Annotated in this window: 21 protein-coding genes and 1 tRNA gene; 17 read left to right on the top strand and 5 right to left on the bottom strand. The window is 42.1% G+C overall.

The genetic code is table 11. The features are described from left to right. Nucleotides 1–82 precede the first annotated feature (82 nt). The 3 genes from AUR67_RS18385 to AUR67_RS18375 form a co-directional block, all read right to left on the bottom strand. Nucleotides 83–1,879: a DEAD/DEAH box helicase gene (locus AUR67_RS18385; protein WP_058586324.1), complete on the bottom strand. Its 1,797-nt coding sequence runs from the start codon at nucleotides 1,877–1,879 to the stop codon at nucleotides 83–85. A gap of 147 nt (nucleotides 1,880–2,026) precedes the next feature. Next, nucleotides 2,027–2,290, bottom strand: a complete 264-nt coding sequence (locus AUR67_RS18380) for a GrxA family glutaredoxin (RefSeq protein ID WP_054553185.1) — start codon at nucleotides 2,288–2,290, stop codon at nucleotides 2,027–2,029. 118 nt (nucleotides 2,291–2,408) lie between these two features. Continuing rightward, nucleotides 2,409–2,927, bottom strand: coding sequence for a TlpA family protein disulfide reductase (locus AUR67_RS18375; protein WP_058586323.1), 519 nt, complete (start codon nucleotides 2,925–2,927; stop codon nucleotides 2,409–2,411). A gap of 269 nt (nucleotides 2,928–3,196) precedes the next feature. On the opposite strand from AUR67_RS18375, the gene AUR67_RS18370 reads away from it, so the two are divergent. After that, on the top strand, nucleotides 3,197–3,643 hold the full coding sequence (locus AUR67_RS18370; RefSeq protein ID WP_058586322.1) for an Hsp20 family protein: 447 nt from the start codon (nucleotides 3,197–3,199) through the stop codon (nucleotides 3,641–3,643). A 63-nt stretch (nucleotides 3,644–3,706) separates the two neighbouring features. On the opposite strand, the gene AUR67_RS18365 is transcribed toward AUR67_RS18370, so the two are convergent. Then, nucleotides 3,707–5,257 (bottom strand): cryptochrome/photolyase family protein, encoded by a 1,551-nt coding sequence (locus AUR67_RS18365; RefSeq protein WP_235591858.1) that lies wholly within the window; start codon nucleotides 5,255–5,257, stop codon nucleotides 3,707–3,709. A gap of 128 nt (nucleotides 5,258–5,385) precedes the next feature. Here AUR67_RS18365 and AUR67_RS18360 point away from each other — a divergent pair, with 128 nt between their 5' ends. After that, nucleotides 5,386–6,159, top strand: coding sequence for a DUF4124 domain-containing protein (locus AUR67_RS18360; protein ID WP_058586321.1), 774 nt, complete (start codon nucleotides 5,386–5,388; stop codon nucleotides 6,157–6,159). Here the strand turns inward: AUR67_RS18360 and AUR67_RS18355 are convergent. Beyond that, nucleotides 6,154–6,615, bottom strand: coding sequence for a globin (locus tag AUR67_RS18355; RefSeq protein ID WP_058586320.1), 462 nt, complete (start codon nucleotides 6,613–6,615; stop codon nucleotides 6,154–6,156). The genes AUR67_RS18360 and AUR67_RS18355 overlap by 6 nt on opposite strands. A 243-nt stretch (nucleotides 6,616–6,858) precedes the next feature. On the opposite strand from AUR67_RS18355, the gene AUR67_RS18350 reads away from it, so the two are divergent. The 15 genes from AUR67_RS18350 (at nucleotide 6,859) to AUR67_RS18280 (ending at nucleotide 23,966) form a co-directional block, all read left to right on the top strand. Continuing rightward, a tRNA-Met gene (locus tag AUR67_RS18350) sits at nucleotides 6,859–6,935 on the top strand. Between the two features lie 289 nt (nucleotides 6,936–7,224). Continuing rightward, nucleotides 7,225–7,680, top strand: a complete 456-nt coding sequence (gene rimP / locus AUR67_RS18345) for a ribosome maturation factor RimP (RefSeq protein WP_054562099.1) — start codon at nucleotides 7,225–7,227, stop codon at nucleotides 7,678–7,680. Nucleotides 7,681–7,718: 38 nt separating this feature from the next. Further along, on the top strand, nucleotides 7,719–9,218 hold the full coding sequence (gene nusA, locus AUR67_RS18340) for a transcription termination factor NusA (RefSeq protein WP_058586319.1): 1,500 nt from the start codon (nucleotides 7,719–7,721) through the stop codon (nucleotides 9,216–9,218). 25 nt (nucleotides 9,219–9,243) lie between these two features. Continuing rightward, entirely contained in the window at nucleotides 9,244–11,901 is a 2,658-nt protein-coding gene (infB, locus tag AUR67_RS18335) for a translation initiation factor IF-2 (protein WP_058586318.1), read from the top strand. Nucleotides 11,902–12,011: 110 nt separating this feature from the next. Continuing rightward, nucleotides 12,012–12,416, top strand: coding sequence for a 30S ribosome-binding factor RbfA (gene rbfA / locus AUR67_RS18330; protein WP_054553174.1), 405 nt, complete (start codon nucleotides 12,012–12,014; stop codon nucleotides 12,414–12,416). Then, entirely contained in the window at nucleotides 12,416–13,360 is a 945-nt protein-coding gene (gene truB / locus AUR67_RS18325) for a tRNA pseudouridine(55) synthase TruB (RefSeq protein WP_054553173.1), read from the top strand. The genes rbfA and truB overlap by 1 nt, the downstream gene beginning before the upstream one ends. Nucleotides 13,361–13,470: 110 nt before the next feature. Further along, the gene (gene rpsO / locus AUR67_RS18320) at nucleotides 13,471–13,740 is read left to right on the top strand and encodes a 30S ribosomal protein S15 (RefSeq protein WP_054553172.1); all 270 of its coding nucleotides are present in this window, start codon (nucleotides 13,471–13,473) and stop codon (nucleotides 13,738–13,740) included. A gap of 242 nt (nucleotides 13,741–13,982) precedes the next feature. Further along, the gene (gene pnp, locus AUR67_RS18315) at nucleotides 13,983–16,112 is read left to right on the top strand and encodes a polyribonucleotide nucleotidyltransferase (protein ID WP_054562096.1); all 2,130 of its coding nucleotides are present in this window, start codon (nucleotides 13,983–13,985) and stop codon (nucleotides 16,110–16,112) included. A 128-nt stretch (nucleotides 16,113–16,240) separates the two neighbouring features. Next, the gene (gene nlpI / locus AUR67_RS18310) at nucleotides 16,241–17,119 is read left to right on the top strand and encodes a lipoprotein NlpI (protein ID WP_055021724.1); all 879 of its coding nucleotides are present in this window, start codon (nucleotides 16,241–16,243) and stop codon (nucleotides 17,117–17,119) included. A 31-nt stretch (nucleotides 17,120–17,150) separates the two neighbouring features. Then, nucleotides 17,151–18,305: a hypothetical protein gene (locus AUR67_RS18305; RefSeq protein WP_161936945.1), complete on the top strand. Its 1,155-nt coding sequence runs from the start codon at nucleotides 17,151–17,153 to the stop codon at nucleotides 18,303–18,305. A 211-nt stretch (nucleotides 18,306–18,516) separates the two neighbouring features. Beyond that, entirely contained in the window at nucleotides 18,517–21,309 is a 2,793-nt protein-coding gene (locus AUR67_RS18300) for a monovalent cation/H+ antiporter subunit A (RefSeq protein WP_058586316.1), read from the top strand. Continuing rightward, a complete protein-coding gene (locus tag AUR67_RS18295; RefSeq protein ID WP_054553167.1) occupies nucleotides 21,309–21,653 on the top strand; it encodes a Na+/H+ antiporter subunit C in 345 nt (114 codons plus the stop codon). The genes AUR67_RS18300 and AUR67_RS18295 overlap by 1 nt, the downstream gene beginning before the upstream one ends. Further along, entirely contained in the window at nucleotides 21,650–23,167 is a 1,518-nt protein-coding gene (locus AUR67_RS18290; protein WP_058586315.1) for a monovalent cation/H+ antiporter subunit D, read from the top strand. Before AUR67_RS18295 ends, AUR67_RS18290 begins: the two co-directional genes overlap by 4 nt. Continuing rightward, nucleotides 23,167–23,703 (top strand): Na+/H+ antiporter subunit E, encoded by a 537-nt coding sequence (locus AUR67_RS18285; RefSeq protein WP_054553165.1) that lies wholly within the window; start codon nucleotides 23,167–23,169, stop codon nucleotides 23,701–23,703. The genes AUR67_RS18290 and AUR67_RS18285 overlap by 1 nt, the downstream gene beginning before the upstream one ends. Then, on the top strand, nucleotides 23,697–23,966 hold the full coding sequence (locus AUR67_RS18280; protein WP_054553164.1) for a K+/H+ antiporter subunit F: 270 nt from the start codon (nucleotides 23,697–23,699) through the stop codon (nucleotides 23,964–23,966). The genes AUR67_RS18285 and AUR67_RS18280 overlap by 7 nt, the downstream gene beginning before the upstream one ends. Nucleotides 23,967–23,973: the final 7 nt, after the last annotated feature.

Genomic DNA, 23,973 nt, shown 5'->3' with positions numbered 1-23,973 from the left:
GGCTGACAGCTTTACTACAAACACAAAAAAACCTTGTCACTCGCATGACAAGGTTTTTTATTGCTTACAGCTTAAGCTTCGATTAGTTCGCAGTGAAGCTCACAGGACGACGCTCTTTACGAGGGCCACCACGTTTTTCACCACGGTCTTTGAAGTTACGCTTCTTGTCACCACGATCACCACTTGGGCGCTCAGAGCGAGGAGCCGCAGGACCTTGGTCTTGCGTTAGCGTCATATTCATCGGACGTTTACAGATAAATACCTTTTGGAAGTGATCAAGTACATCTTTTGGCATGTTCTGTGGTAACTGTACCGTACTGTGATTGTCATGTAAGCGAATATCACCAATGAACTTGCTTGAGATATCAGCTTCGTTAGCAATCGCACCAACGATATTTTTAACTTGTACACCGTGCTCACGACCTACTTCGATACGGTAAGTATCCATAGGACCCATGTTACGGCTGTTGCGCTCACGCGGCTCACGAGGTTTACGCTCGCGTCCTTGGCGATCACCACGTTCATTGCGACGACGCTCATTGCGTTCGCCACGTGGTTGAACTTTAACTTCTTCAACCTTGATTGGTGATTGTTGCTGCGCTAAACAAAGTAATGCACCTGCTAAATCTTCAGTACTTAGCTCAAGTTTCTCTGCCATGTTAGCAGCAACTTGATTAAAGAAAGTGATGTCTTTGTTTTCAAGAGCAATTGTAAGCTTGTCTTGAAGTGCTTTAATACGCTTTTCTTCAACAACTTTAGCTGTTGGTAAATCAACTTGTGCGATATCAGATTTCGTATGACGAATGATATTTTTAAGTAAATAACGCTCGTTATGTTTTACGAAAAGAATCGCTTTACCTTGACGACCCGCACGACCAGTTCGGCCAATACGGTGAACGTAGGCTTCTGAATCTTGTGGAATATCGTAGTTAATTACTAAGCTTAAACGGTCTACATCAAGACCACGTGCAGCAACGTCTGTTGCAATAACGATATCAACTAGGCCGTTTTTCAAACGATCTACTGTGCGTTCACGTGCTTGTTGGTTCATGTCACCATTAAGTGGTGCCGCAGAGAAACCTTCGCGCTCAAGTAATTCAGCTAACTGTACCGTGTCGTTACGTGTACGTACGAAAACAATTGCACCATCGTATTGTTCAGCTTCTAAGAAGCGAACGATTGCTTTGTTTTTGTGTACGTGTGCATTCCAAAATACTTGCTCAACTGTTGATACAGTTGAGTTACGCGCAGAAATATGAACTTGCTCAGGCTCATTCATGTACTTGCTGCTGATATTTTGAATTTGCTTAGGCATGGTCGCCGAGAAAAGACATGTTTGCTTTTCACGTGGCGTTTTCTCCATGATGCTTTCTACATCATCAATGAAGCCCATGCGTAACATTTCGTCTGCTTCATCAAGAACAAGGGCTTGTAAGCTCTCAAACTTGATTGTGCCACGGTTAATGTGGTCAATTAAGCGACCTGGCGTTGCAACAATGATTTGCGCGCCACGACGAAGTGCACTTAGTTGGATGCTATAGCTTTGGCCACCATAAAGGGCTAAAACTTCAACACCACGAGTATGCTTAGCATATTGTTCGAATGCCTCAGCTACTTGGATCGCAAGTTCACGCGTAGGCGTTAAAACAAGGATCTGTGGCTGCTTCACAGACGGGTCAATATTATTTAGTAACGGCAGTGCAAATGCTGCTGTTTTACCTGTACCCGTTTGCGCTAGTCCCAGTACGTCCTTTCTTTCTAGCAATAACGGTATACATTGAGCTTGGATTTCAGATGGAGTCTTGTAACCCAACTCTTCAACTGCTTTAAGGATTGCAGGAGAAAGATTTAGAGATTCAAACGTGACTGGTTCTGACATTAATACGCCTCAACGAATTTAAAGAGGCGCGCATTGTATAGGAAATACAATGCAATTGCTTGTATAAATTACAACTAATTTGTATGTGGTTGATGTTGGTCATAATTTAATCAGTTTAAAATTACCAAAATCAACCACGTTTACAATTTATTGATATAACCCTAAATTTTCTTTAGCGTATGCTTCGAATTCAGTGAAGCCACCAATGTGGGCTTGGTCAATAAAAATCTGTGGTACAGTTGGGCAAGGTTTGCCTGCAGACTGTTCTAAATCTGCTTTGCTGATGCCTTCTTTAATGATGTCGATATAACGGTATTTAAAATCGTCACGCTCATTTGCTAGTTTTTCAGCAACGTCTTTTGCACGTACACAGTATGGGCAGCCTTCACGGCCAAAAATTACAGTTAACATATCGCTCTCCTCGATGTGAATGTGTTTATCTGGTTATCATCTTAACGAATTAAATGAATAAAAACAGCGCATAAAATCGATTGCACTGTTCTGTTTTTTCTCACTAAAAGCGATTGAGCTAATCAAGTGTGCGCATCCTGAGGCCAAGTTCTGTTGAGTAACCCATAGAATGCGCAGTAATTGCCAACTGCTCATCAATAACATAATAAGTTGGGTAGGCACTGATTTTATAATCTTGGCCTGTACTTTTACTGCCTAGTAACACCGGCATTGTTAATTCGAGTGAATCAGTAAACTGTTTAACTTCAGCAATATTTTGGTAATCGAGGGCAATTGCTATGGCATTTAACTTACCTTGCTGATGAGCCTTTTCTAAATTTGGCATACTGTAACGACAAATTGAGCACCAAGGCGCAAAGAAATACACCACTGTTTGCTTTCCTTGTAATTGTGCAATGGTCATCCGCTCTGTCGGGTCTTTTAGCGTAGCTAAATTAAAATAGGGGGCAGGAGTTTTATCAGTTGAGAGTAAATTACGTTGCTGAAATGCGGTCACGGCATACACAACGACTGCCATTAACACGACATTTTTTAGCACACTGATAAATTTTTTTAAAAAAGTTGGATTTTTTTTCATTGTTATTTTGTACGTTGTTAGCCCTTTAAAATCAACTTATTCAGACCAGTTTGAGGGGGGTAAAATTTCAATTATTTTAAAAAAATTGCAATTTTTTTTGCTAAAAATCTTGAAAAGATTTTACCCGCCCATAAATAGTTTAGTGAGGACGCCTGATGGGTCCCAAACAAACTAAAGTAATTGAAATATATAGTATTAATTTAACTTTGTTAGCACTGGTTCAATAGAAGAGTACTAACAAAATATCGCTTAAATATGAGGATATAATTATGCGTACAGTAGACTTATCACCACTTTATCGTTCATTCATCGGTTTCGATCATTTAGCATCATTAATGGATGCGGCAGCTCGCACTGACAAGCAGCCAAGTTTTCCTCCGTACAACATCGAAGCACTCGATAAAGACAAATACCGTATCACTATGGCTGTAGCCGGTTTTAGTGACAGTGAATTGACCATTGAGTCAGAAAACAACACATTGAAAGTCAGCGGTACTAAAGCTGATAAACAAGATAATGCTGAACGTAAGTTCATTCACCAAGGCATTGCAGAGCGTAACTTTGAGCGTAAATTCCAATTAGGTGACCACGTTAAAGTGCTTGGTGCGGACCTTGAAAATGGCTTACTAAGCATCGATTTAGAGCGTGAAATTCCAGAAGCTTTAAAACCACGTAAAATTGAAATCGGTAATGGTAAATTACTCGAAAACCAGTAATTACCAACAGCATTGTTTCCCCTAGTTAGTTTTGCCGCCTCATTTGAGGTGGCTTTTTTGTTGTTAAAGCTTTTCTAAATTATCCAAGCACCAGTTAGCCCGTTTGAGAGTGGCTTGCTGTACAGATTCATCCTGTTTATACCAGTTGTTATAAATCATACCGATACGTGGGTTTTGTGAAAGCCGTTGTTCGTGCTCTAACATAAAATGCCAATATAGGCTGTTGAATGGGCAAGCATCCTCAGTGGCTTTTTCTTTAATGTTGTAGCTACAATGTTTGCAGTAATCACTCATTTTGTTGATGTAATTTCCACTGGCTGCATAGGGCTTAGTGGCAATTAATCCCCCGTCAGCAAATTGGCTCATTCCCCGAGTGTTGGGCATTTCTACCCATTCTATGGCGTCGATATAAATACCTAAATACCATTCATCTACTTCACTTGGCTCAATAGCGGTTAATAAGCAAAAGTTACCCGTGATCATCAAACGTTGTATGTGGTGTGCATAAGCTGTCTGCAGGCTTTGTGTAATGGCATGGTGCATACAATTCATGTTTGTTTTGCCATGCCAAAAATAGTCGGGTAGGGCACGCTTTGCATTTAAGGCATTTTTGCTGGCGTAATCAGGCATATTTTGCCAATAAATACCACGTACATACTCGCGCCAACCGAGAATTTGCCTGATAAAACCTTCAACTTGCGCAATATCAATAGGTTGCTTATCAAAGCTAGTTAACACTTGCTCGATGACCTGCATCGGGTGCAGCATTTTAGTATTAAGGGCAAACGATAAACGGCTGTGATACAAAGACCATTGGTACTGGGACTGGCATGTCATGGCGTCTTGAAACTGACCAAAATGAACCAGTAAATGGTCGCAAAAAAAATCGAGTAACTGCTTTGCTTCAGCGCGAGTGGTTGGCCAAATTAACGTTTCGCTGCAGTCACCGAAGGTGCTTACTTTGTGCTTTTCTATTCGTTTAAGGATGTGGCTAACATCGTGACCGAAACACAAAGGTTCTGGAATTTCTTTAAGATCGTTCGGTTTTAACTTGTTTCTATTTTGTTGATCAAAATTCCATTTGCCACCACGAGGTTGGTTATCATCGTCCATTAAAATATTAAAACGTTTGCGCATAGCACGATAAAAAAACTCCATTTTTACCGGCTTATTTGGCTTAAAGTGCTGGTCAATATCATTAAAAGGTAGTAGAAAATGTTCCGAATCAACTGCATTGACATTAAATTCGCTCTGCTGTGAAAAGTCTGCAAGTTGCTTTTTAAGGCGGTATTCGTCTGGGTATTGGTACTCAATATTTTGGCACTGATAATGCTTAGCTAACCGGGTCAGTAGCTCTGGTAGTGAGTCATCACCTTGTGTGTCATCGAGTGTCAGATGCAGGCAGTTTAAATTCGCTTTTGTCAGTGCATTAGCAAAGTTTTCCATTGCAGCAAAGAAGGCGACCACTTTTTGCAGGTGGTGCTTTACGTAGTTGGTTTCTTGTTTTAATTCGGCGATGATATAAAGCGTGTCTGGTTGTGATTTTTCTTTAAACCAGCTGTGGCTTGCATTAAGTTGATCGCCAAAAATAAATCTTAAGGTGGTGTATTGCACTTCTAATAGCCTTTGCAGCAAGTAATTTAGGTAACTACGAAGCAATCACAAAGATAGATCGATAAATATAGTCTATAAAAGGTACATTAGTGGCATTTTTAATGAGTCATTACTAAGGAAGGGTCGAGATGAAAATTAACTTACATTTACTATTTATAAGCCTGTTAGTTTGCCCTTTGGCCCACAGCACTGTTTATCACTGTGAGAAAAACGGTGTTGCTGAATTTAGCCAACAGCCCTGTGGCAAAGATGCAAAGTTGATTACCATTAAAGAACAAAATCCACACCTTTCGGGCGCGTCAGATAATGCTGTACAAGCATCAGTTGGTAAAGATACCGCAGAGGTCGACCGTTATATCCGCTTAAAGCAAATCGATGCGCAAATAGCAGAACATAACAATAAAATTGACACATTCAAGCTTAAAATGAACAGGGAAATAGTGGCTTTATCTGAGCAATCAGATGCTCAGCTACGTAACTTAGTGGGGGCTAAAAAACAAGCTGCAATCGCCAAACAAATGACCGCAGTATCTGAGCGTTACGGCGTGCTTATCGACAGTGAGCAGCGCAGTATTGATAGACTCACGGCTGAAAAATACAGTTTAACTTCATCTGCAAATACGGTTGCTAATAATGAGGTTGCTAGTTTTATTCGCTCAAAACAAATTATGCGTAAAATTTCAGAGCATGAAAATAAAATTGATACCTATCAAAGTGAGTTAAACATGCAAATGTCAGAGCTTGAGCAACAACTAAGTAGCCGCCCTCGTAATTTAGCTGATGCGAATAGCGATAACGCACTAGCTGACAAAATGACAGCTTTAACGAGTCGTTTTAACACCTTAATCGCCATAGAACAAAAACAAATAGATAGGCTCAACAGCGAATTGACCAAGCTATGAGCTTAAGCGTGCTGGGCAATAAGCGCTAAACGACACCACATTTGAATAAGCAAACAAGTAACTTTTTACGATGTTGGCAAATATTCTCGTAGCTTGCAGCCAAGCTTGATGTAATTGCGTACTAATGTGATGAATATACGACTTGCGAGTATCAATAAAGGCTTCGCAAAGGGTATCGATATCCTCAAATGACACGTTTAAAAAGCTCAAGTTATTCGCTAAATAATGAATAAACGGCGTGACTTGCTGTAAGTCATCGAGGTGACTTACTACTTTGTTGAGCGCACAGTAAAGAATATAGCTCCGCTTAGTTATGCTTTCTTGCTCAGGCACTGTCATGGTTAATTGACGAGCACTAAGACTGCGATGATATGCGCTTGTAAACTGATGAAAATCCGGTTTTAGCAATTCAATATCTTGTAGTAACAGTCTTTTTTGAAATGAAGATAGACTCATAGTAAATCGCTTAATAGCCAAAGCTATAGGTTGTTCTTATTATATGACTAAATATAGACGAGAATTTTCAGTTATGGGAAATTTTATGACAAGGCTGTCATAAAAATTTTAGGCAAAAAATAGTCTAACTAATTCATGTAGGAAGGTTGCTAATTGAGCGCTACATGCTTATAATAGCCGCCATTGAATTGAGGTGTTTAGCACTCGATTAAATGATATTAAGTTACTTTTAATATCTATTGGCGCGGGATGGAGCAGCCTGGTAGCTCGTCGGGCTCATAACCCGAAGGTCGTCGGTTCAAATCCGGCTCCCGCAACCAAATACATGCTAAGGCATTGTAAGTGTACTTAGTATGCACAGTAATTTTTACTGTATGAAGTCGCGCATTCTGGTAATGCGCGTTTTGCGTTTAGGCTATCTAGTTTAATTTAGTCAGGTGACTTACTCGCAACCAAGCTTGGCCCTAGGCCACACAGTTTTATGCTTTAGGTGTGACGCCCCGCTTGGTTCGGGGCGTTGTTGTATCTGCTTGGCGGTGATTTTAAATCATTATTAAACTCAGTATTTCAGGGCTATATGCCCTTTTTTTGTTTGTATGGAGGATTTTCGTGACAAAACTTGAGCAAGATTTAGTAGCCATGCTCTCACCGGCCGTTGAAATGTTAGGCTTTGAGTTACATGGTCTTGAGTTTGTGCAAGCTGGTCGCCACTCTACATTACGTGTTTATATCGATCACGATGCAGGGATTACGGTTGACAATTGTGCCGACGTTAGTCGTCAAGTTAGCGCAATTTTAGATGTCGAAGACCCAATTACAAATGAATATGATTTGGAAGTTTCGTCTCCTGGTGTTGATCGTCCATTATTCAAACAAGATCACTACGAGAAGGCGCAAGGAGAAGAAGTACGCGTGCGTACAAAGCTTCCGCAAGATGGTCGTCGTAACTTTAAAGGCGATTTAGTATCAGTTAGCAGTGATATGATCACACTTTCAGCAGATGGCGCTGAGCATATGATTATGCTTAGTAACATTGAACGTGCGAACATCATCGCAAAGTTTTAATTCGAGTGCGAAGGAATAGGGCAAGCGAGGCATAACCCATGGCAAAAGAAATATTATTGGTTGCTGAAGCCGTCTCCAATGAGAAAGCGGTTCCAAAAGAAAAGATTTTTGAAGCGTTAGAGTTCGCATTAGCGACTGCAACAAAGAAAAAACACGATGGCGAAATTGAAGTTCGCGTATCAATCGACCGTAAAACAGGTGATTACGACACGTTCCGTCGTTGGAAGATTGCTGAAGTTCTTGAAGATGGTTCTTTAGAAAACCCTTACAGCGAAATCACACTTGAAGCGGCTCAGGTTGAAGACGAAAGCCTACAATTAGGTGATTACGTTGAAGAACAAATAGAGTCAATCAAGTTTGACCGTATTACAACACAAATGGCTAAGCAAGTTATCGTACAAAAAGTACGTGAAGCTGAGCGTGCATTAGTGGTTGAAGAATACAAAGATCAACAAGGCGAATTAGTAACAGGTGTTGTTAAAAAAGCAACCCGTGACGCAATCGTACTTGACCTTGGTAACAATGCTGAAGCGGTTATCTACCGTGATGATATGTTACCGCGTGAAAACTTCCGTCCAGGTGACCGTATCCGTGGTCTTCTTTACGAAGTTAAGCCAGAAGCACGTGGCGCGCAGTTATTTGTAACGCGTTCTAAGCCAGAAATGCTAATGGAACTTTTCCGCATTGAGGTGCCAGAGATTGGCGAAGAGATGATTGAACTACGTGCAGCTGCACGTGATCCAGGTTCTCGTGCAAAAATCGCGGTAAAATCTAACGACAAACGTATCGACCCAGTAGGTGCGTGTGTTGGTATGCGTGGTGCACGTGTACAAGCAGTTTCAACTGAGCTTGGTGGTGAGCGTGTTGATATCGTTCTTTACGATGACAACCCAGCGCAATTCGTTATCAATGCAATGGCGCCAGCAGAAGTTGCGTCAATCGTAATGGACGAAGATACACATTCAATGGATATCGCTGTTGAAGCAGATAACCTAGCACAAGCAATCGGTCGTAATGGTCAAAACGTTCGTCTTGCTAGCCAGTTAACTGGTTGGGAATTAAACGTAATGACAGTTGATGACATGCGTGCGAAGAACGAAGCTGAATCAGATAAGCTAATCAACTTATTCACTGAATACCTAGATATTGATGATGAGTTTGCAACATTACTTATCAACGAAGGTTTCTCAACACTTGAAGAAGTGGCTTACGTACCGGCATCAGAATTCTTAGAAATCGACGGTTTAGATGAAGAAACAGTTGATATCTTACGTTCACGTGCAAAAGACGCATTAACAACGAAAGCGCTTAAAACTGAAGAAAGCCTAGAAGGTGCAGAACCTGCAGAAGACCTACTAGCGCTTGAAGGCTTAGAGCGTCACCTTGCATTTGTTATGGCAAGTAAAGGTGTAATAACACTAGAAGACTTAGCTGAGCAAGGCATTGATGAGTTAGTAGACATCACTGAACTTTCAGAAGAAGAAGCTGGCAAGCTGATTATGGCTGCGCGTAACATTTGTTGGTTCGCAGACGAGTAATTTATTAACGGAGGTATTACACACTATGGCAGAAGTAAATGTTGAAAAACTAGCCGGAGATATTGGTACAACTGTTGATAAATTACTACAGCAGCTAGAACAAGCCGGTATTTCTAAAAAAGCAGGTGATATGGTAACTGAGTCTGAAAAGTCGACGTTATTAGATCACTTGAGCAAGCAGCACGGCGGCACGGGCTCAGAAGGCCCAGCTCGCATGACTTTGCAACGTAAAAGCAAAAGTACGCTAAGCGTAACTGGCTCTACAGGTAAAGCGAAGTCTGTGCAAGTTGAAGTACGTAAAACACGTACTTACGTTAAGAAAAGCGCCATTGAGCAACAGCAAGAAGAAGAGCGTTTAGCTGCAGAAGAAGCTGCACGTAAAGCAGCAGAGCTTAAAGCCCAGCAAGAAGCTGAGGAGCTTAAAGCGAAACAAGAGGCAGAGCGCAAAGCGAAAGAAGAAGCTGAGCGTAAAGCCAAAGAAGAGGCTAAACGTAAAGCTGAAGCTGAGCGTAAAGCGAAACAGAAGCAGATGACCCCAGAGCAAAGTGCTAAGTCTGAACAAGATCGCGCCGAAGCTGAGCGTCTGCAAAAAGAAGCAGAAGAGGCCGCATTGAGAAAAGCTGAAGAAGAAGCGAAACGTCAAGCAGAAGAGGCAAGAAAGCTAGCTGAAGAAAATGAAGCTCGCTGGAAAAAGGAAGAAGAAGAGCGTAAGCAGCGTGAAGAAAATGCTGATCACCACCTTACGACTTCAACTTACGCACGTGAAGCAGAAGATGAATCTGATGCACGTGAAGAGAATAGCGCTCGTCGTAAGAAAAAGAAAAAAGGACCTCAAAAAGATAAACACGCTGCCGGTCCTAAAGGTAAGAAAGGCAAGCTTAAAGCACCAACGTCTTTACAACATGGTTTCCAAAAACCAACGGCTGACGTGAAAAACGAAGTTCGTATCAGTGAAACAATCACTGTTGCTGAGCTTGCATCACGCATGGCAGTTAAAGGTGCTGAAGTTGTTAAAACGATGATGAAGATGGGTGACATGGTTACCATCAACCAAGTGATTGACCAAGAAACAGCGCAGCTTGTTGCTGAAGAAATGGGTCACAAGGTTATTATCGTTAAAGAAAACGAATTAGAAGAGAAAGTTCTAAACGACCGTAGCGAAGAAGGTAAAGCGATTCCTCGTGCACCGGTTGTAACAGTAATGGGTCACGTTGACCACGGTAAAACGTCAACACTTGACTACATTCGTTCAGCAAAAGTTGCTTCTGGTGAGGCCGGTGGTATTACTCAGCACATTGGTGCATACCACGTTGAAACGAATGGCAACATGATTACTTTCTTAGATACTCCAGGCCACGCCGCGTTTACATCAATGCGTGCACGTGGTGCTAAAGCAACGGATATCGTAATCCTAGTAGTTGCTGCGGATGATGGTGTAATGCCACAGACTAAAGAAGCGGTTCAGCACGCGCGTGCTGCAGGCGTTCCTTTAATCATCGCAGTAAACAAAATGGATAAAGAAGGCATCGACCCTGATCGCGTTAAGAACGAGCTGGCACAATTAGACGTTATCCCAGAAGAGTGGGGTGGTGAAACACAGTTTGTACACATCTCTGCGAAAACAGGTTTAGGTATTGATGACCTACTTGAAGCGGTATTAATGCAAGCTGAGCTACTTGAGCTAACTGCACCAGCTGAAGGTATGGCTGCAGGTGTTGTAATTGAATCGCGTCTAGATAAAGGTCGTGGTCCAGTTGCGTCAATCCTAGTTCAGTCTGGTACGCTTAACCAAGGTGATATCGTACTTTGTGGTCTTGAATATGGCCGTGTACGTGCGATGAAAGATGAGAACGGTAAAGACATCAAGTCTGCGGGTCCATCTATCCCAGTTGAGATTTTAGGTCTATCTGGTATCCCTGCTGCTGGTGATGAAGCAACAGTAGTTAAAGATGAGCGTAAAGCGCGTGAAGTAGCACTTTACCGTCAAGGTAAGTTCCGTGAAGTGAAGCTTGCTCGTCAACAAAAAGCGAAGCTTGAAAACATGTTTACGAACATGGCTGAAGGCGATGTATCAGAAGTTAACATCGTTCTTAAAGCTGACGTACAAGGTTCAATTGAAGCAATTGCTGATTCATTAACTAAGCTTTCTACTGATGAAGTTAAAGTGAAGATTGTTGGTTCAGGTGTAGGTGGTATCACTGAAACTGATGCAACTCTTGCAGCGGCGTCTAACGCAATCGTTGTTGGCTTTAACGTACGTGCTGATGCATCAGCTCGTAAAGTAATTGAGTCAGAAAACCTAGATTTACGTTACTACAGCGTAATCTACAGCCTGATTGAAGAAGTTAAACAAGCGATGTCAGGTATGCTTGCACCAGAATTCAAGCAAGAGATCATTGGTCTTGCTGAAGTTCGTGACGTGTTCAAGTCACCTAAGATTGGTGCAATCGCAGGTTGTATGGTTACTGAAGGTATCGTTAAGCGTAGCGCGCCTATCCGTGTACTTCGTGATAACGTGGTTATCTATGAAGGTGAACTTGAGTCACTACGTCGCTTTAAAGATGACGTACAAGAAGTTCGTAACGGTATGGAATGTGGTATCGGCGTTAAGAACTACAACGATGTTAAAGTTGGCGACCAAATCGAGGTATTCGAGACGGTTGAAGTACAACGTTCACTTTAATTTCGTTTAAGTTATTGCTTTAAATGGGGGCCTAGCCCCCATTTGTGTATTCGTAATTAAATTAACTTATTCTTTAACATCAATAAGTTATTATTTTAGAGTGAAATGAAATGAGAGAATTTTCTCGCACTGATCGTGTTGCACAGCAAATTCAAAAAGAGATTGCTGTTATTCTTCAACGCGAAATCAAAGATCCACGCTTAGGCATGGTGACAGTGTCTGCGGTTGAGGTATCTCGCGACTTATCTTACGCAAAAGTATTTATCACAGTGTTTAATACTGATGATGAAGATAAAGCCAAGCAAAGCGCTAAAATCTTAAATGAAGCAACGGGTTATATTCGTTCTTTATTAGGTAAACGTATTCGTGCGCGCATCATGCCTGAGTTACGTTTTGTGATCGATAACTCGCTTATGGAAGGTATGCGTATTTCAAACTTGGTTGACTCAGTTATTCGTGAAGACAATGCCAAGCATGTAGACGAAGATGACAGCGAAGAAGGCACTAAAGACTAATGGCTAGACGCAGTAAAGGTCGTGCTATTGACGGCATCTTATTACTTAATAAGCCGCAAGGTATTTCATCAAACAAAGCATTGCAGCAAGCAAAGGGAATTTACTTTGCTCAAAAAGCAGGCCACACCGGTGCGCTTGATCCGCTCGCGACGGGTATGCTGCCTATTTGTTTTGGTGAAGCGACTAAGTTTACCCAGTTCTTGCTTGATACTGACAAAACCTATGTTGTACGCGCCAAACTTGGTGAGCGAACCACGACCTCTGATTCAGATGGTGAAGTGGTTGAAACGCGCGACGTATCGGTCACCCGTGAACAATTAGCTGAGCAAATTGCCAGTTTCTTAGGTGAGTCGGATCAATACCCTTCGATGTACTCTGCGCTAAAATACCAAGGTCAGCCTTTGTATAAATATGCCCGCGAAGGTATCGAAGTGCCGCGTAAGTGTCGAAAAATTAATGTATTTAGTTTAACGCTTGATGAGTTTGATGAAGCTAATAACGAAGTACAAATGACGGCACATGTGTCTAAAGGCACTTATATTCGTACTATTGTTGACGACTTAGGTGAAAAGCTTGGCTGTGGTGCGCATGTCATCATGTTACATCGCAGTGCAGTTGGCCATTACCCAAGTGAGAAAATGGTCACTCTTGAGCAACTTGAAGAAAAGCTACAGCAAGCAAAAGCAGACGATGTTGCGCCTTCAAGCTACCTAGATGAGCTACTATTGCCAATGGATACTGCTTTGGTTGATTTACCTGTGATTGAGATTACTCAAGAGCAGGGCGTGGCATTTAGTCATGGTCAAACAGTCGTGATTGGTAAGCCTGTACCAGATGGTGTGGTAAAGGTAATGGCTGATGGGGTGTTCATTGGTACCGGTGAGCGTCATAAAGACGGTCATTTAAAATCAAAGCGTGGCTTATCAAATCAACTGCCTGAGTAAAGATTACCTTGTAGTTATTAGCAAAGCTGGGTAGAATACGCCCCGCTCAATCGTTTTGGCTGAATTAGTGATCGGCTAAAACACAATTTAAATTAATTTTTGGAGTTACTATGTCACTAAGCAATCAAGAAAAAGTTGAAATCATCGCTAAATTTGCACGCGCTGAAGGCGACACTGGTTCACCTGAAGTACAAGTTGCACTTCTAACTTTCGATATCAACAAGCTTCAAGGTCACTTTGCTAGCCACAAGCACGACTTCCACTCACGTCGTGGTCTTCTTCGCAAAGTAAGCCAACGCCGTAAACTGCTTGACTACCTTAAAGGTAAAGACATTGCACGTTACACTGCGTTAATCCAAGAGCTTGGCCTACGTCGCTAAGAACTAGATTACGAGAAAAGGGGCTATTTAGCCCCTTTTTTTGTGCGCGCATGAAAGGTATACTAGCGCACACCTAGGTAGTGGATACTGCTTAGATATCAAAAAACATCATTGCCAATTGTAGTACTTAATCGTGTTTTCATAAGCACAATTAAGTACTGTAATTGGTACTTTGATGGACTATTTTTTACCAATTCGGAGCACAGCTCTGAGTTGCTTTTACATTTAAAGGACATTTTTAAGTGCAAGCAATTATTAAAGAATTTCAACTAGGTCAACACACAGTGACTCTAGAAACTGGTGCAATCGCTCGTCAAGCAGACGGCGCAGTACTAGCAAGCATTGGCGATACTTCAGTATTAGTTACTGTTGTTGGTAAGCGTGATGCACAACCAGGTCAAGACTTCTTCCCACTAACAGTTAACTACCAAGAGCGTATGTACGCTGCGGGTCGTATCCCTGGTGGTTTCCTTAAGCGTGAAGGTCGTCCTAACGATGGCGAAACACTTATCGCTCGTCTAATCGACCGTCCAATCCGTCCACTTTTCCCAGACGGTTTCGTAAACGAAGTACAAGTAATCGCGACAGTTGTTTCTGTTAACCCAGAAATCCAACCTGACATGGTTGCTATGATTGGTACTTCAGCAGCACTTGCTATCTCTGGTATTCCATTCAATGGTCCTATCGGTGCATCACGTGTTGGTTTCATCAACGGTGAATACGTACTTAACCCAACACTAGCTGAGCTTGAAGAAAGCCAATTAGACCTAGTTGTTGCTGGTACTGATAACGCAGTACTTATGGTTGAATCAGAAGCTGAAACACTATCTGAAGACGTAATGTTAGGTGCGGTTGTTTATGGTCATGAGCAATCTCAAGCTATCATCAACGCAATCAACGAGTTCAAAGCTGAAGCTGGTAAACCAGCTTGGGATTGGACTGCACCAGAGAAAAACGTAACACTTGCTGAGAAAATCTCTGCAATTGCTGCTGATAAAGTAGGTGAAGCATACCGCATCACTGACAAAGTAGCGCGTAAAGAAGCACTAGGTGCAGCGAAAGAAGAAGTTGTTGCTACATTAACAGCTGAACTTGCTGAAGGCGAAGAGCTAGATACGCAAGAAGTTGGCAAACTATTCGGTTCTTTAGAAAAAGAAATCGTTCGTGGCCGTATCATCGCTGGTGAAAAACGTATCGATGGTCGTGAACCAGATATGGTTCGTGCACTAGACGTAATGACAGGTGTTTTACCACGTACTCACGGTTCTGCAATCTTCACGCGTGGTGAGACGCAAGCACTTGTAACTGCAACGCTTGGTACTGAGCGTGATTCACAGTTAATCGACGACTTAACAGGTACTAACAAGCATCACTTCATGCTTCATTACAACTTCCCTCCGTTCTGCGTAGGTGAAACAGGTTTTGTAGGCTCTCCGAAGCGTCGTGAAATTGGTCACGGTAACCTAGCTAAGCGTGGTATTGCTGCGGTACTACCTACACTTACTGACTTCCCATACTCAATCCGTGTTGTTTCAGAAATCACTGAATCAAACGGTTCATCGTCTATGGCATCAGTATGTGGTACGTCACTAGCACTTATGAACGCAGGTGTACCAATCAAAGCATCTGTTGCTGGTATCGCGATGGGTCTAGTTAAAGAAGGCGACGATTTCGTTGTTCTTTCAGATATCTTAGGTGATGAAGATCACTTAGGTGACATGGACTTTAAAGTAGCGGGTACTTCAAACGGTATCACTGCACTACAAATGGATATCAAGATCGAAGGTATCACTAAAGAAATCATGCAAATCGCTCTTAAACAAGCGAAAGCAGCACGTCTACACATCTTAGGTGTTATGGACGAGGCGATTGCAGCACCTTCTGAAGAGTTATCTCAATTCGCACCACGCATCTACACAATGCAAATCCCTGCGAAGAAAATTGCTGAAGTTATCGGTAAAGGTGGCGCAACTATCCGTCAACTTACTGAAGAAACTGGCACAACGATCGAAATCGAAGATGACGGTACAATCAAGATCGCTGCAACTGACGGCATCAGCGCAAACGATGCAATCAAGCGTATCGAGCAATTAACTGCTGAACTAGAAGTCGGTACTATCTACACTGGTAAAGTTGTACGTATCGTTGATTTTGGTGCGTTCGTTAATATCCTTCCGGGTAAAGACGGTCTAGTGCACATTTCACAAATCAGCACAGAGCGTGTTAACAACGTAACTGACCACCTAAGCGAAGGCCAAGAAGTTAAAGTTAAAGTTCTTGAAGTAGATCGCCAAGGTCGTGTACGTCTAAGCATCAAAGAAGCAATGGAACCAGCTGCTGAAGAAAAAGCAGAAGAGTCTAAAGACGCTTAATGATGATTGAATAACCAGTTATTTGCTGGATATAAGAAAAAGGGGCTGTTTAGCCCCTTTTTTTATGCTTTAATGAAACCTATCCGCTTCGCCTTTGTCTACAGAGAATTCAGGTATTAAGGAATTTAATGATTTTTAAACACTTAGCATTGACCGCTGTGGCTATTTTTTCTTTAAGTGCATGTCAAACAACTTCACAACCTGAGTCAGTCCCTATTGTTAATGTGCCTTTTACTGCACCATTAGCACCTGATTTTCGTAACGAAATTACGATTGCTCGCTATTCTGAACTACTAAACCGTGCTGATTTAAGTGCCGAGCAACAAGCCAAACTTTATTACGATCGCGGTGTATTATTTGACAGCTTAGGTATGTCGACCTTGGCGCGTATTGACTTTAACCGTGCGATTAAGCTTAAACCAGACCTAGCAGAAGTGTATAACTTCTTAGGCATTCATCACACACTAATGCAGCAGTATGAACAAGCTTATGAGTTTTTTGATTCGGCGCTTGAGCTTAACGAGCAGCATGAGTATGCCTATTTAAATCGTGGTATTGCCCTTTACTATGGTGACCGTCCATCACTTGCACAAGATGATTTACAGCAGTTTTTAAATCGTTCGCCAAGCGACCCTTACCGTGTGCTATGGCTTTATTTAGCTCAATCAGAAGCTGATAAAGCGCAGGCCTTAATTGATTTAAAAGCTAACTCGCAGGGGGTTGATGAGTCTCAATGGGGTTACCAACTGTTGGCACTTTATTTAGGTGACATCAGTGAGTTTGAGTTTTTATCTGGCATTATTGAAGGTGTAACTTCAGAGCAAGAGTATGCGCACCGCTTATGCGAAGCTTATTTCTACCTAGCGAAGATGCATCAAGCGGCGGGTGATAACTATCTTGCTGCCGATTACTTTAGACTTGCCCTTGCCACCAATGTGCATGAGTTTGTTGAATACAAATATGCCCGCTTAGAGCTTGAGTTAATGGCTGGTGAAAACGCAAGCTAAGGTTTTTTTTACTGTTATTCTAGTACTGAGCTTGGGTTTTGTATCAAGCTCAGTGTCTCGTTTTATTCCCGCTTACGCTTATTACGCAAAAACTATTCCTTCACAAGCAACAGCTATCTATCATTTGGCACCCAGCGCCATTAATTTGCAGCATTTAGTGCTGAGTAACTCACAGCTTCGTCAGTTAGCAACGCTTAATGATAGTAATGCGGCGTATCAGCTTGCGCTCAGATTTTTGCAGCAACAAGATTACACTGCAGCAAAATTATGGTGGCAGCCTTACTTTGCTAAATTCAATTCAGCTCAGCAACAAACCTTAGCGGAGCAGCTAGTCAGAGCAAACCAGTGGCTCGATATAAGTTACCTAGGTAAAGCTGGTAAGTTACCTAAGGGAAATGCCAAGCAAGCTTGGCTGTTGCAGCAACAAATGCCGCCAGCTCAAATTGACCCAGCTTATGCGCAGCAACAGCAATTAGCCTTATCAACATCAAGTATACAAGCAAGCAGTCAGTGCCAATTTAATGTTTTAATGATGACAGATCATTACAAGGGCATTGATACTTTAAAGCAGTATAAGCAGCAATACAGTAAAGCGCCTGAGCCTGCAAAAGGCAGCTTTTGTTTTACTGACGTTGTTTATGTTGCTGATAAGTTTAGTTGTGATGATAGTAGTGGGGCGCTTAAGTGTAACTGGCAAAATGCGGCAGCGCATCCGTGGCCTGAAGGTTTTGACTTTATTGTCATGATGTCAAAGCGAGGGGCTGCTAATGTGCTTGGCGGGATTATGCATATCAATTCATCGCAATCTTACGCGGTATTTTTACATGAGCTAATGCATTTTAATGGCTTTGAAGATGAATATGTTTTAGCAGATCAAAAACAACAGTGGCTATGTAAGCAACAGGGGCTGGTTGCGCCAAATCTGTTTATTGCAAATAAGGTATCCCCACCAAAAGGCTGGCAAAAAAGTATCGCTTGTAGCAATCAGCTAGCCTATAAACCAAGCCCTAATTGGTCGATTATGCAGTACCAAACTATGAGCCTGTCTGATCAATATCGAGAACTTTGGCTAAAACAAATTAACCAGCCCTTAACAAAGCCGATTCGGTTTTCTGAATATTTTGCCTTTTTAGGCTTAAAGCCAGTGTTTACAACAGCTTCCAAAGAGCAGAATTTTTCTGACTAATCGTCTATTTATTGCTATTTTAGTATGCGAAGTGGTTAAATGTTGTGCGAATAGGTGTGTCTCCTATAGACAAAATAGCACCTGATCAGTATAACTATACGCATTGTAAGCTTTTTTTGAAGCCAACTTTTAACCATCCAAATGAACAGTACGCAACTAATTAAAACTAGAGCGGTATTGATATTCTTATGACACTAAAAGGCTCCTAATTATGACTTTGCTCTGGATACCCCTGTTATCCTTAATCGGCAGTGTTATTTCATCCTGCACTTCAAAACTAACACGTAACCAAAGCACTGCTTTGACCATGTTAGCGCCTTTGATTGCCCTTGGAATTGTATTTTCGTATACCCCTGCAGTCTTTTCTGGTGAAACAATTCGCTACACTGCTGAGTGGATCCCTCTTTTAAACATGCAAGTCTCGTTTCGACTTGATGGTTTAACGTTACTTTTTCTATATATGATCTTGGGTATTGGTACCCTGGTGATTTTTTATGCGCGTTATTACTTGAGTAGTAGCGACTCAATGCCAAAGCTATACTGCTATTTAATGCTATTTATGACCGCAATGGTCGGCATCGTGATGTCGAATAATGTGATCCAGCTGTGGTTTTTCTGGGAGCTCACCAGTATTAGCTCGTTCTTATTGATTAGCTATTGGTGGCATAAGTCAGAAGCTCGCAAAGGCGCGCGTATGGCACTTGCTATTACTGGTGCCGGTGGTCTTGCGTTACTAGCTGGTTTATTACTAATTGGTGATATTGTTGGTAGCTATAATCTTGATGTGATTTTAGCAAGCAAAGCGCTTATTCAATCTCATGCACTTTATGAAGCTGCGCTGGTATTAGTGCTACTAGGTGCATTTACTAAATCTGCACAATTTCCATTTCATTTTTGGTTACCACATGCGATGGCGGCACCGACACCAGTCAGTGCCTACCTACACTCTGCAACCATGGTTAAAGCAGGTATCTTTTTATTAGCGCGTTTTTATCCTGCGCTTTCAGGTACAGATACATGGTTTATCTTAGTGGCAATGACGGGTCTGGCGACTTTATTGGTTGGCGCATATATCGCGTTATTTAAGCATGATTTAAAAGGCTTACTGGCGTATTCAACAATCAGCCATTTAGGTTTAATTACCTTACTGCTTGGTTTAGACACTGAGCTTGCTACAGTGGCTGCTATCTTCCACATTATTAACCACGCAACCTTTAAAGCGTCGTTATTTATGGCAACGGGTATCATTGACCATGAAACTGGCACCCGTGACATGCGTAAACTTAATGGTATGTGGCGATTTATACCGTATACCGCTACACTTGCTATGGTGGCAGCTGCAGCTATGGCGGGCGTGCCACTGTTAAATGGTTTCTTGTCGAAAGAAATGTTCTTTGCCGAAACACTACATCAGCAAGTGCTTGGCTCTATGTCTTGGTTAATTCCAGTGTTAGCGACTATTGCTGGTGCACTCTCTGTCGCGTATTCAGCGCGCTTTATTCACGACGTGTTTTTTAACGGCGACCCAATCGATTTGCCAAAACAGCCCCATGAGCCACCACGCTATATGCGTGTACCAATCGAAATTTTGGTTGTGCTGTGTTTACTCGTCGGTATGTTCCCGCACTTCGCAGTAAGTGATATTTTAGCTTCGGCGTCTTATGCAGTGCTTGGCGATGCTGCTCCTGATTATAAGCTATCTGTATGGCATGGCTTTAATTTACCTCTGTTGATGAGCTTTATTGCAACAAGCGTGGGTGTGATGATTTATGTGCAGCGTAAGCACCTGTTCCACTTCCAAGCTTCATTGCCAACTCTGAATGCTAAAAAAGGCTTTGAGCGTGGCTTATATAGCTTAATTAAGTGGTCACAAGAAAAGATTAAACGAATCGAAAATGGCTCGTTACAGCGTTATGCCTTTGTGATGATTGCTGTGGTGCTTATGTGTGCGGGCTGGCCTTTATTTGAAATGCGCCAGTTAGCAGGAGCAAGTGAGTTAACGCCAATCGATTTCCATAATGCTATTGGTGCTGGCTTACTAATAATTGGTGCGCTGGCAACGGTTATTTGGCACCGTTCACGAATGATATCTTTGATTATGATTTCAATCGTAGGCCTGATGGTATCTGTTGCATTTACTCGATTCTCGGCGCCAGATTTAGCGCTGACTCAGTTAACGGTTGAAGTTGTCACCGTAATGCTACTGATGCTTGCACTGTTCTTTTTACCACAGCGTACTCCGAAAGAATCAAGCTCACTGCGTATTCTGCGTGACCTAGGTATCTCATCGGCAATTGGTGTGGTTGTGGCGAGTATTTGTTATGCGCTTCTGACAAGACCACTTGAGTCAATTTCTGACTTCTTTGTTGCCAATGCAAAGACTGGCGGTGGTGGTACTAACGTTGTAAACGTAATCCTCGTTGACTTTAGGGGTTTTGATACCTTAGGTGAAATTACCGTACTAGGTATTGCTGCATTAGGTATTTATAAGCTTCTTATTAACTTGCCGCTGTTTATGCCAGCAAGTGATAGTGAAGGGCGCCCATGGGCAAGAGAGCGTTACCCAATTCTACTGTCGAGTATTTCACAAAGCTTGTTACCACTGGCATTACTTGTGTCTGCGTATATTTTCTTACGTGGTCATAACTTACCAGGTGGTGGCTTTATTGCAGGGCTAGTTACCGCGATTGCATTTATTTTGCAATATATGGCTAATGGTTCGCACTGGATTGCAGACAGATTTGACGTGAATTATCGTAAGATTATTGCGTCAGGTATTGCTATTGCATTGTTTACAGGTCTTGGAAGTTGGTTCTTCGAACGTCCATTCCTAACAACCTGGTTTGATTATTTTGATATTCCGCTAGTCGGCAAGACAGAACTTGCTAGTGCTATCGTATTTGATTTAGGTGTGTATTTAACTGTTGTAGGTGCAACGCTGATGATTTTAGCAAGTTTAGGTAAATTAACTGCTGATACACCCAAGCAAGAGGTAAATATTTAATGGAAGTATTGTACGCATCATGCGTCGGCGTGCTGGTTGCATGCGGAATTTACTTAATATTGCGGGCTCGTACCTTCCCAGTGGTACTCGGCCTGACTATGTTGTCGTATGCAGTTAACCTGTTTTTATTCTCTTCAGGTCGCTTAACTATTAACAAAGCCGCTGTACTTGGTACAGGCAGTGAGTATGCCGATCCACTCCCTCAAGCGCTGGTTTTAACAGCCATTGTAATTGGCTTTGCGATGACCGCTTTTGTGGTTATTTTAGCGATTCGTGGTCGTGCAGACTTGGGTAATGACCATGTTGATGGCCACCTTGTTAAATCATCGAAGGAGCAAAAATGATTCAGCATTTAGCTTCTTTACCAATTTTAATTCCGATGTTGGCAGGGGTTATTTTACTCATGCCGCCATGTGGTAAAAACTTACATATTCGTCGTGTTTCGTCGGTTATTTTGTCGATTGTCACACTATTGGTCAGCGCTTATTTATTATTTCACGTAAATAGTACTGCACCGCTTGTTTATGCAATTGGTGATTGGTCTGCACCATTTGGTATTGTGCTGGTTGCCGATAGGCTAGCAACGCTACTGGTGCTACTTACCAGTTTCCTTGGTGCGGTTGTCGTGCTTTATAGCTGTGCAGGTGATGATAAAAAAGGGAGCTTTTTCCATCCGTTAGTGCACTTTTTAGTGTTAGGCGTAAATGGCGCCTTTTTAACTGGCGATGTATTTAACCTGTTTGTATTTTTTGAAGTGCTATTGATTGCTTCGTATTCATTATTGATGCATGCCGGCAACAAACAAAGCACTCGTGCTGCACTGCAGTACGTCATTTTAAACCTGATTGGTTCAAGCGTATTCTTAATTGCGCTGGGTGTACTTTATGGTGTGCTAGGCACATTGAACATTGCTGATTTAGCGCAAAAAGTACCACAGCTGACGGGCGATGATGTTTACCTTGCCAAAATTGGTGGCCTGCTGTTAATCGTGGTTTTTGCGTTAAAAGGCGCGTTATTACCGTTACATTTATGGCTACCGAATACCTACGCCAGTGCAATGCCATTAGTTGCTGCATTATTCGCGATTATGACCAAGGTCGGTGTGTATGCCATGCTGCGCGTGTATACCGTAATATTTGGTGATAATGCTGGTGAGCTTGCTCATATGGCACAGCCTTGGTTATGGGGCTTAGCACTTGCGACCATAGTGATGGGTGGTATTGGTGTGTTAGCAAGTCAAGATTTTAGAAAGCTTATTGCGAATCTGGTTGTTGTATCTGTAGGTACTTTAGTGGCATTGGTTGCGATTCAAAATATCTCTGCAACAGCTGCATTACTTTACTACTTAGTGCATTCAACCATTATTTGCGCTGCACTATTCTTAATTGCGGATTTAATTGCTCAGCAACGTGGTAAAGTTGCTGACCGGTTAGTTGCAGGGCGCGCCGTTGCACAGCCATATTTACTTGGTACTTGTTTTGTAGTGGCTGCGCTTGCTGTTGTGGGTATGCCACCGTTATCTGGCTTTGTCGGCAAGGTATGGATTTTAAAGAGCACGCTAGATAGCGAAAAAGCCATGTTGTTTTGGCCAATATATCTAGTTTCGAGTTTAGCGTTATTAGTGGCGGTTTCACGAGCCGGTACCAGCTTATTTTGGGATCACACCCATAAAGACAGTGAAGCAATTGAAGGCACCAAAGCACACCCTGTTAAAGTGATAGCTGTAGTTGCATTACTTGCGTGTTCACCATTAATGGTTGTATTTGCAGGACCGATTTCAGACTATATGTTAGCAACGTCAGAGCAGTTGTTTGATATCAATACTAGCATCAACGCTGTATTACAAGGAGGCCAATAATGCGTTTAGAAGCTCGCTTTCGTTGGTTGCCAACACCATTTCGCAGTGTTTTATTATTCATTGTATGGCTGTTGTTAAATAATAGTGTGTCGCCAGGACATCTGTTTTTAGCTGCATTTTTTGCTATTACTATTCCGTGGATCACATTCCCATTTCGTGATCCACAGCCTCTTATTGTAAGGCCAGGTCTTGCGTTTAGGCACTTATTGTTAGTGCTGTACGATATTGTGACTGCTAACTTACAAGTTGCTCTGTTGATCCTTGGACCAACGAAAAAGTTACGCCCAGGTTTTATCAAAGTACCATTGGATTTAAGCCATGAAATGCCAATCACTATTTTGGCAAGCACAGTATCTTTAACACCGGGTACTGTGAGCGCAGAGGTTTATCCTATTCCTGAGTCACTCGAAGAGGGCGAAGAAATTCAGCAGCGCTACTTATTGATTCATGTACTTGATTTAGCTGATGAACAAGCGTTAATTAATACTATTAAGCAGCGCTACGAAGCACCGCTTAAGGAGATTTTTCGATGCTAGATACCGTTTTTCTAATTGTTTTTGCAATGATCGCCATATCTTTATTGTTAAACCTATGGCGTTTAATTGTTGGGCCGTCGGTACCTGATCGTATATTGGCTTTAGATACTATGTTCATAAATACCATTGCTTTAATTATTCTTTATGGCATGAGCATGGGCACCGATTTATATTTTGAAGCCGCATTATTAATCGCCATGCTTGGCTTTGTGAGCACTGTAGCGGTATGTAAATACCTGCTCCGTGGCGATATTATTGAATAAGGTAGCA

The organism is Pseudoalteromonas sp. XI10 (assembly GCF_001469895.1).
Lineage (GTDB): Bacteria > Pseudomonadota > Gammaproteobacteria > Enterobacterales > Alteromonadaceae > Pseudoalteromonas.
This window is presented reverse-complemented; position numbering and strand designations above follow the sequence as displayed.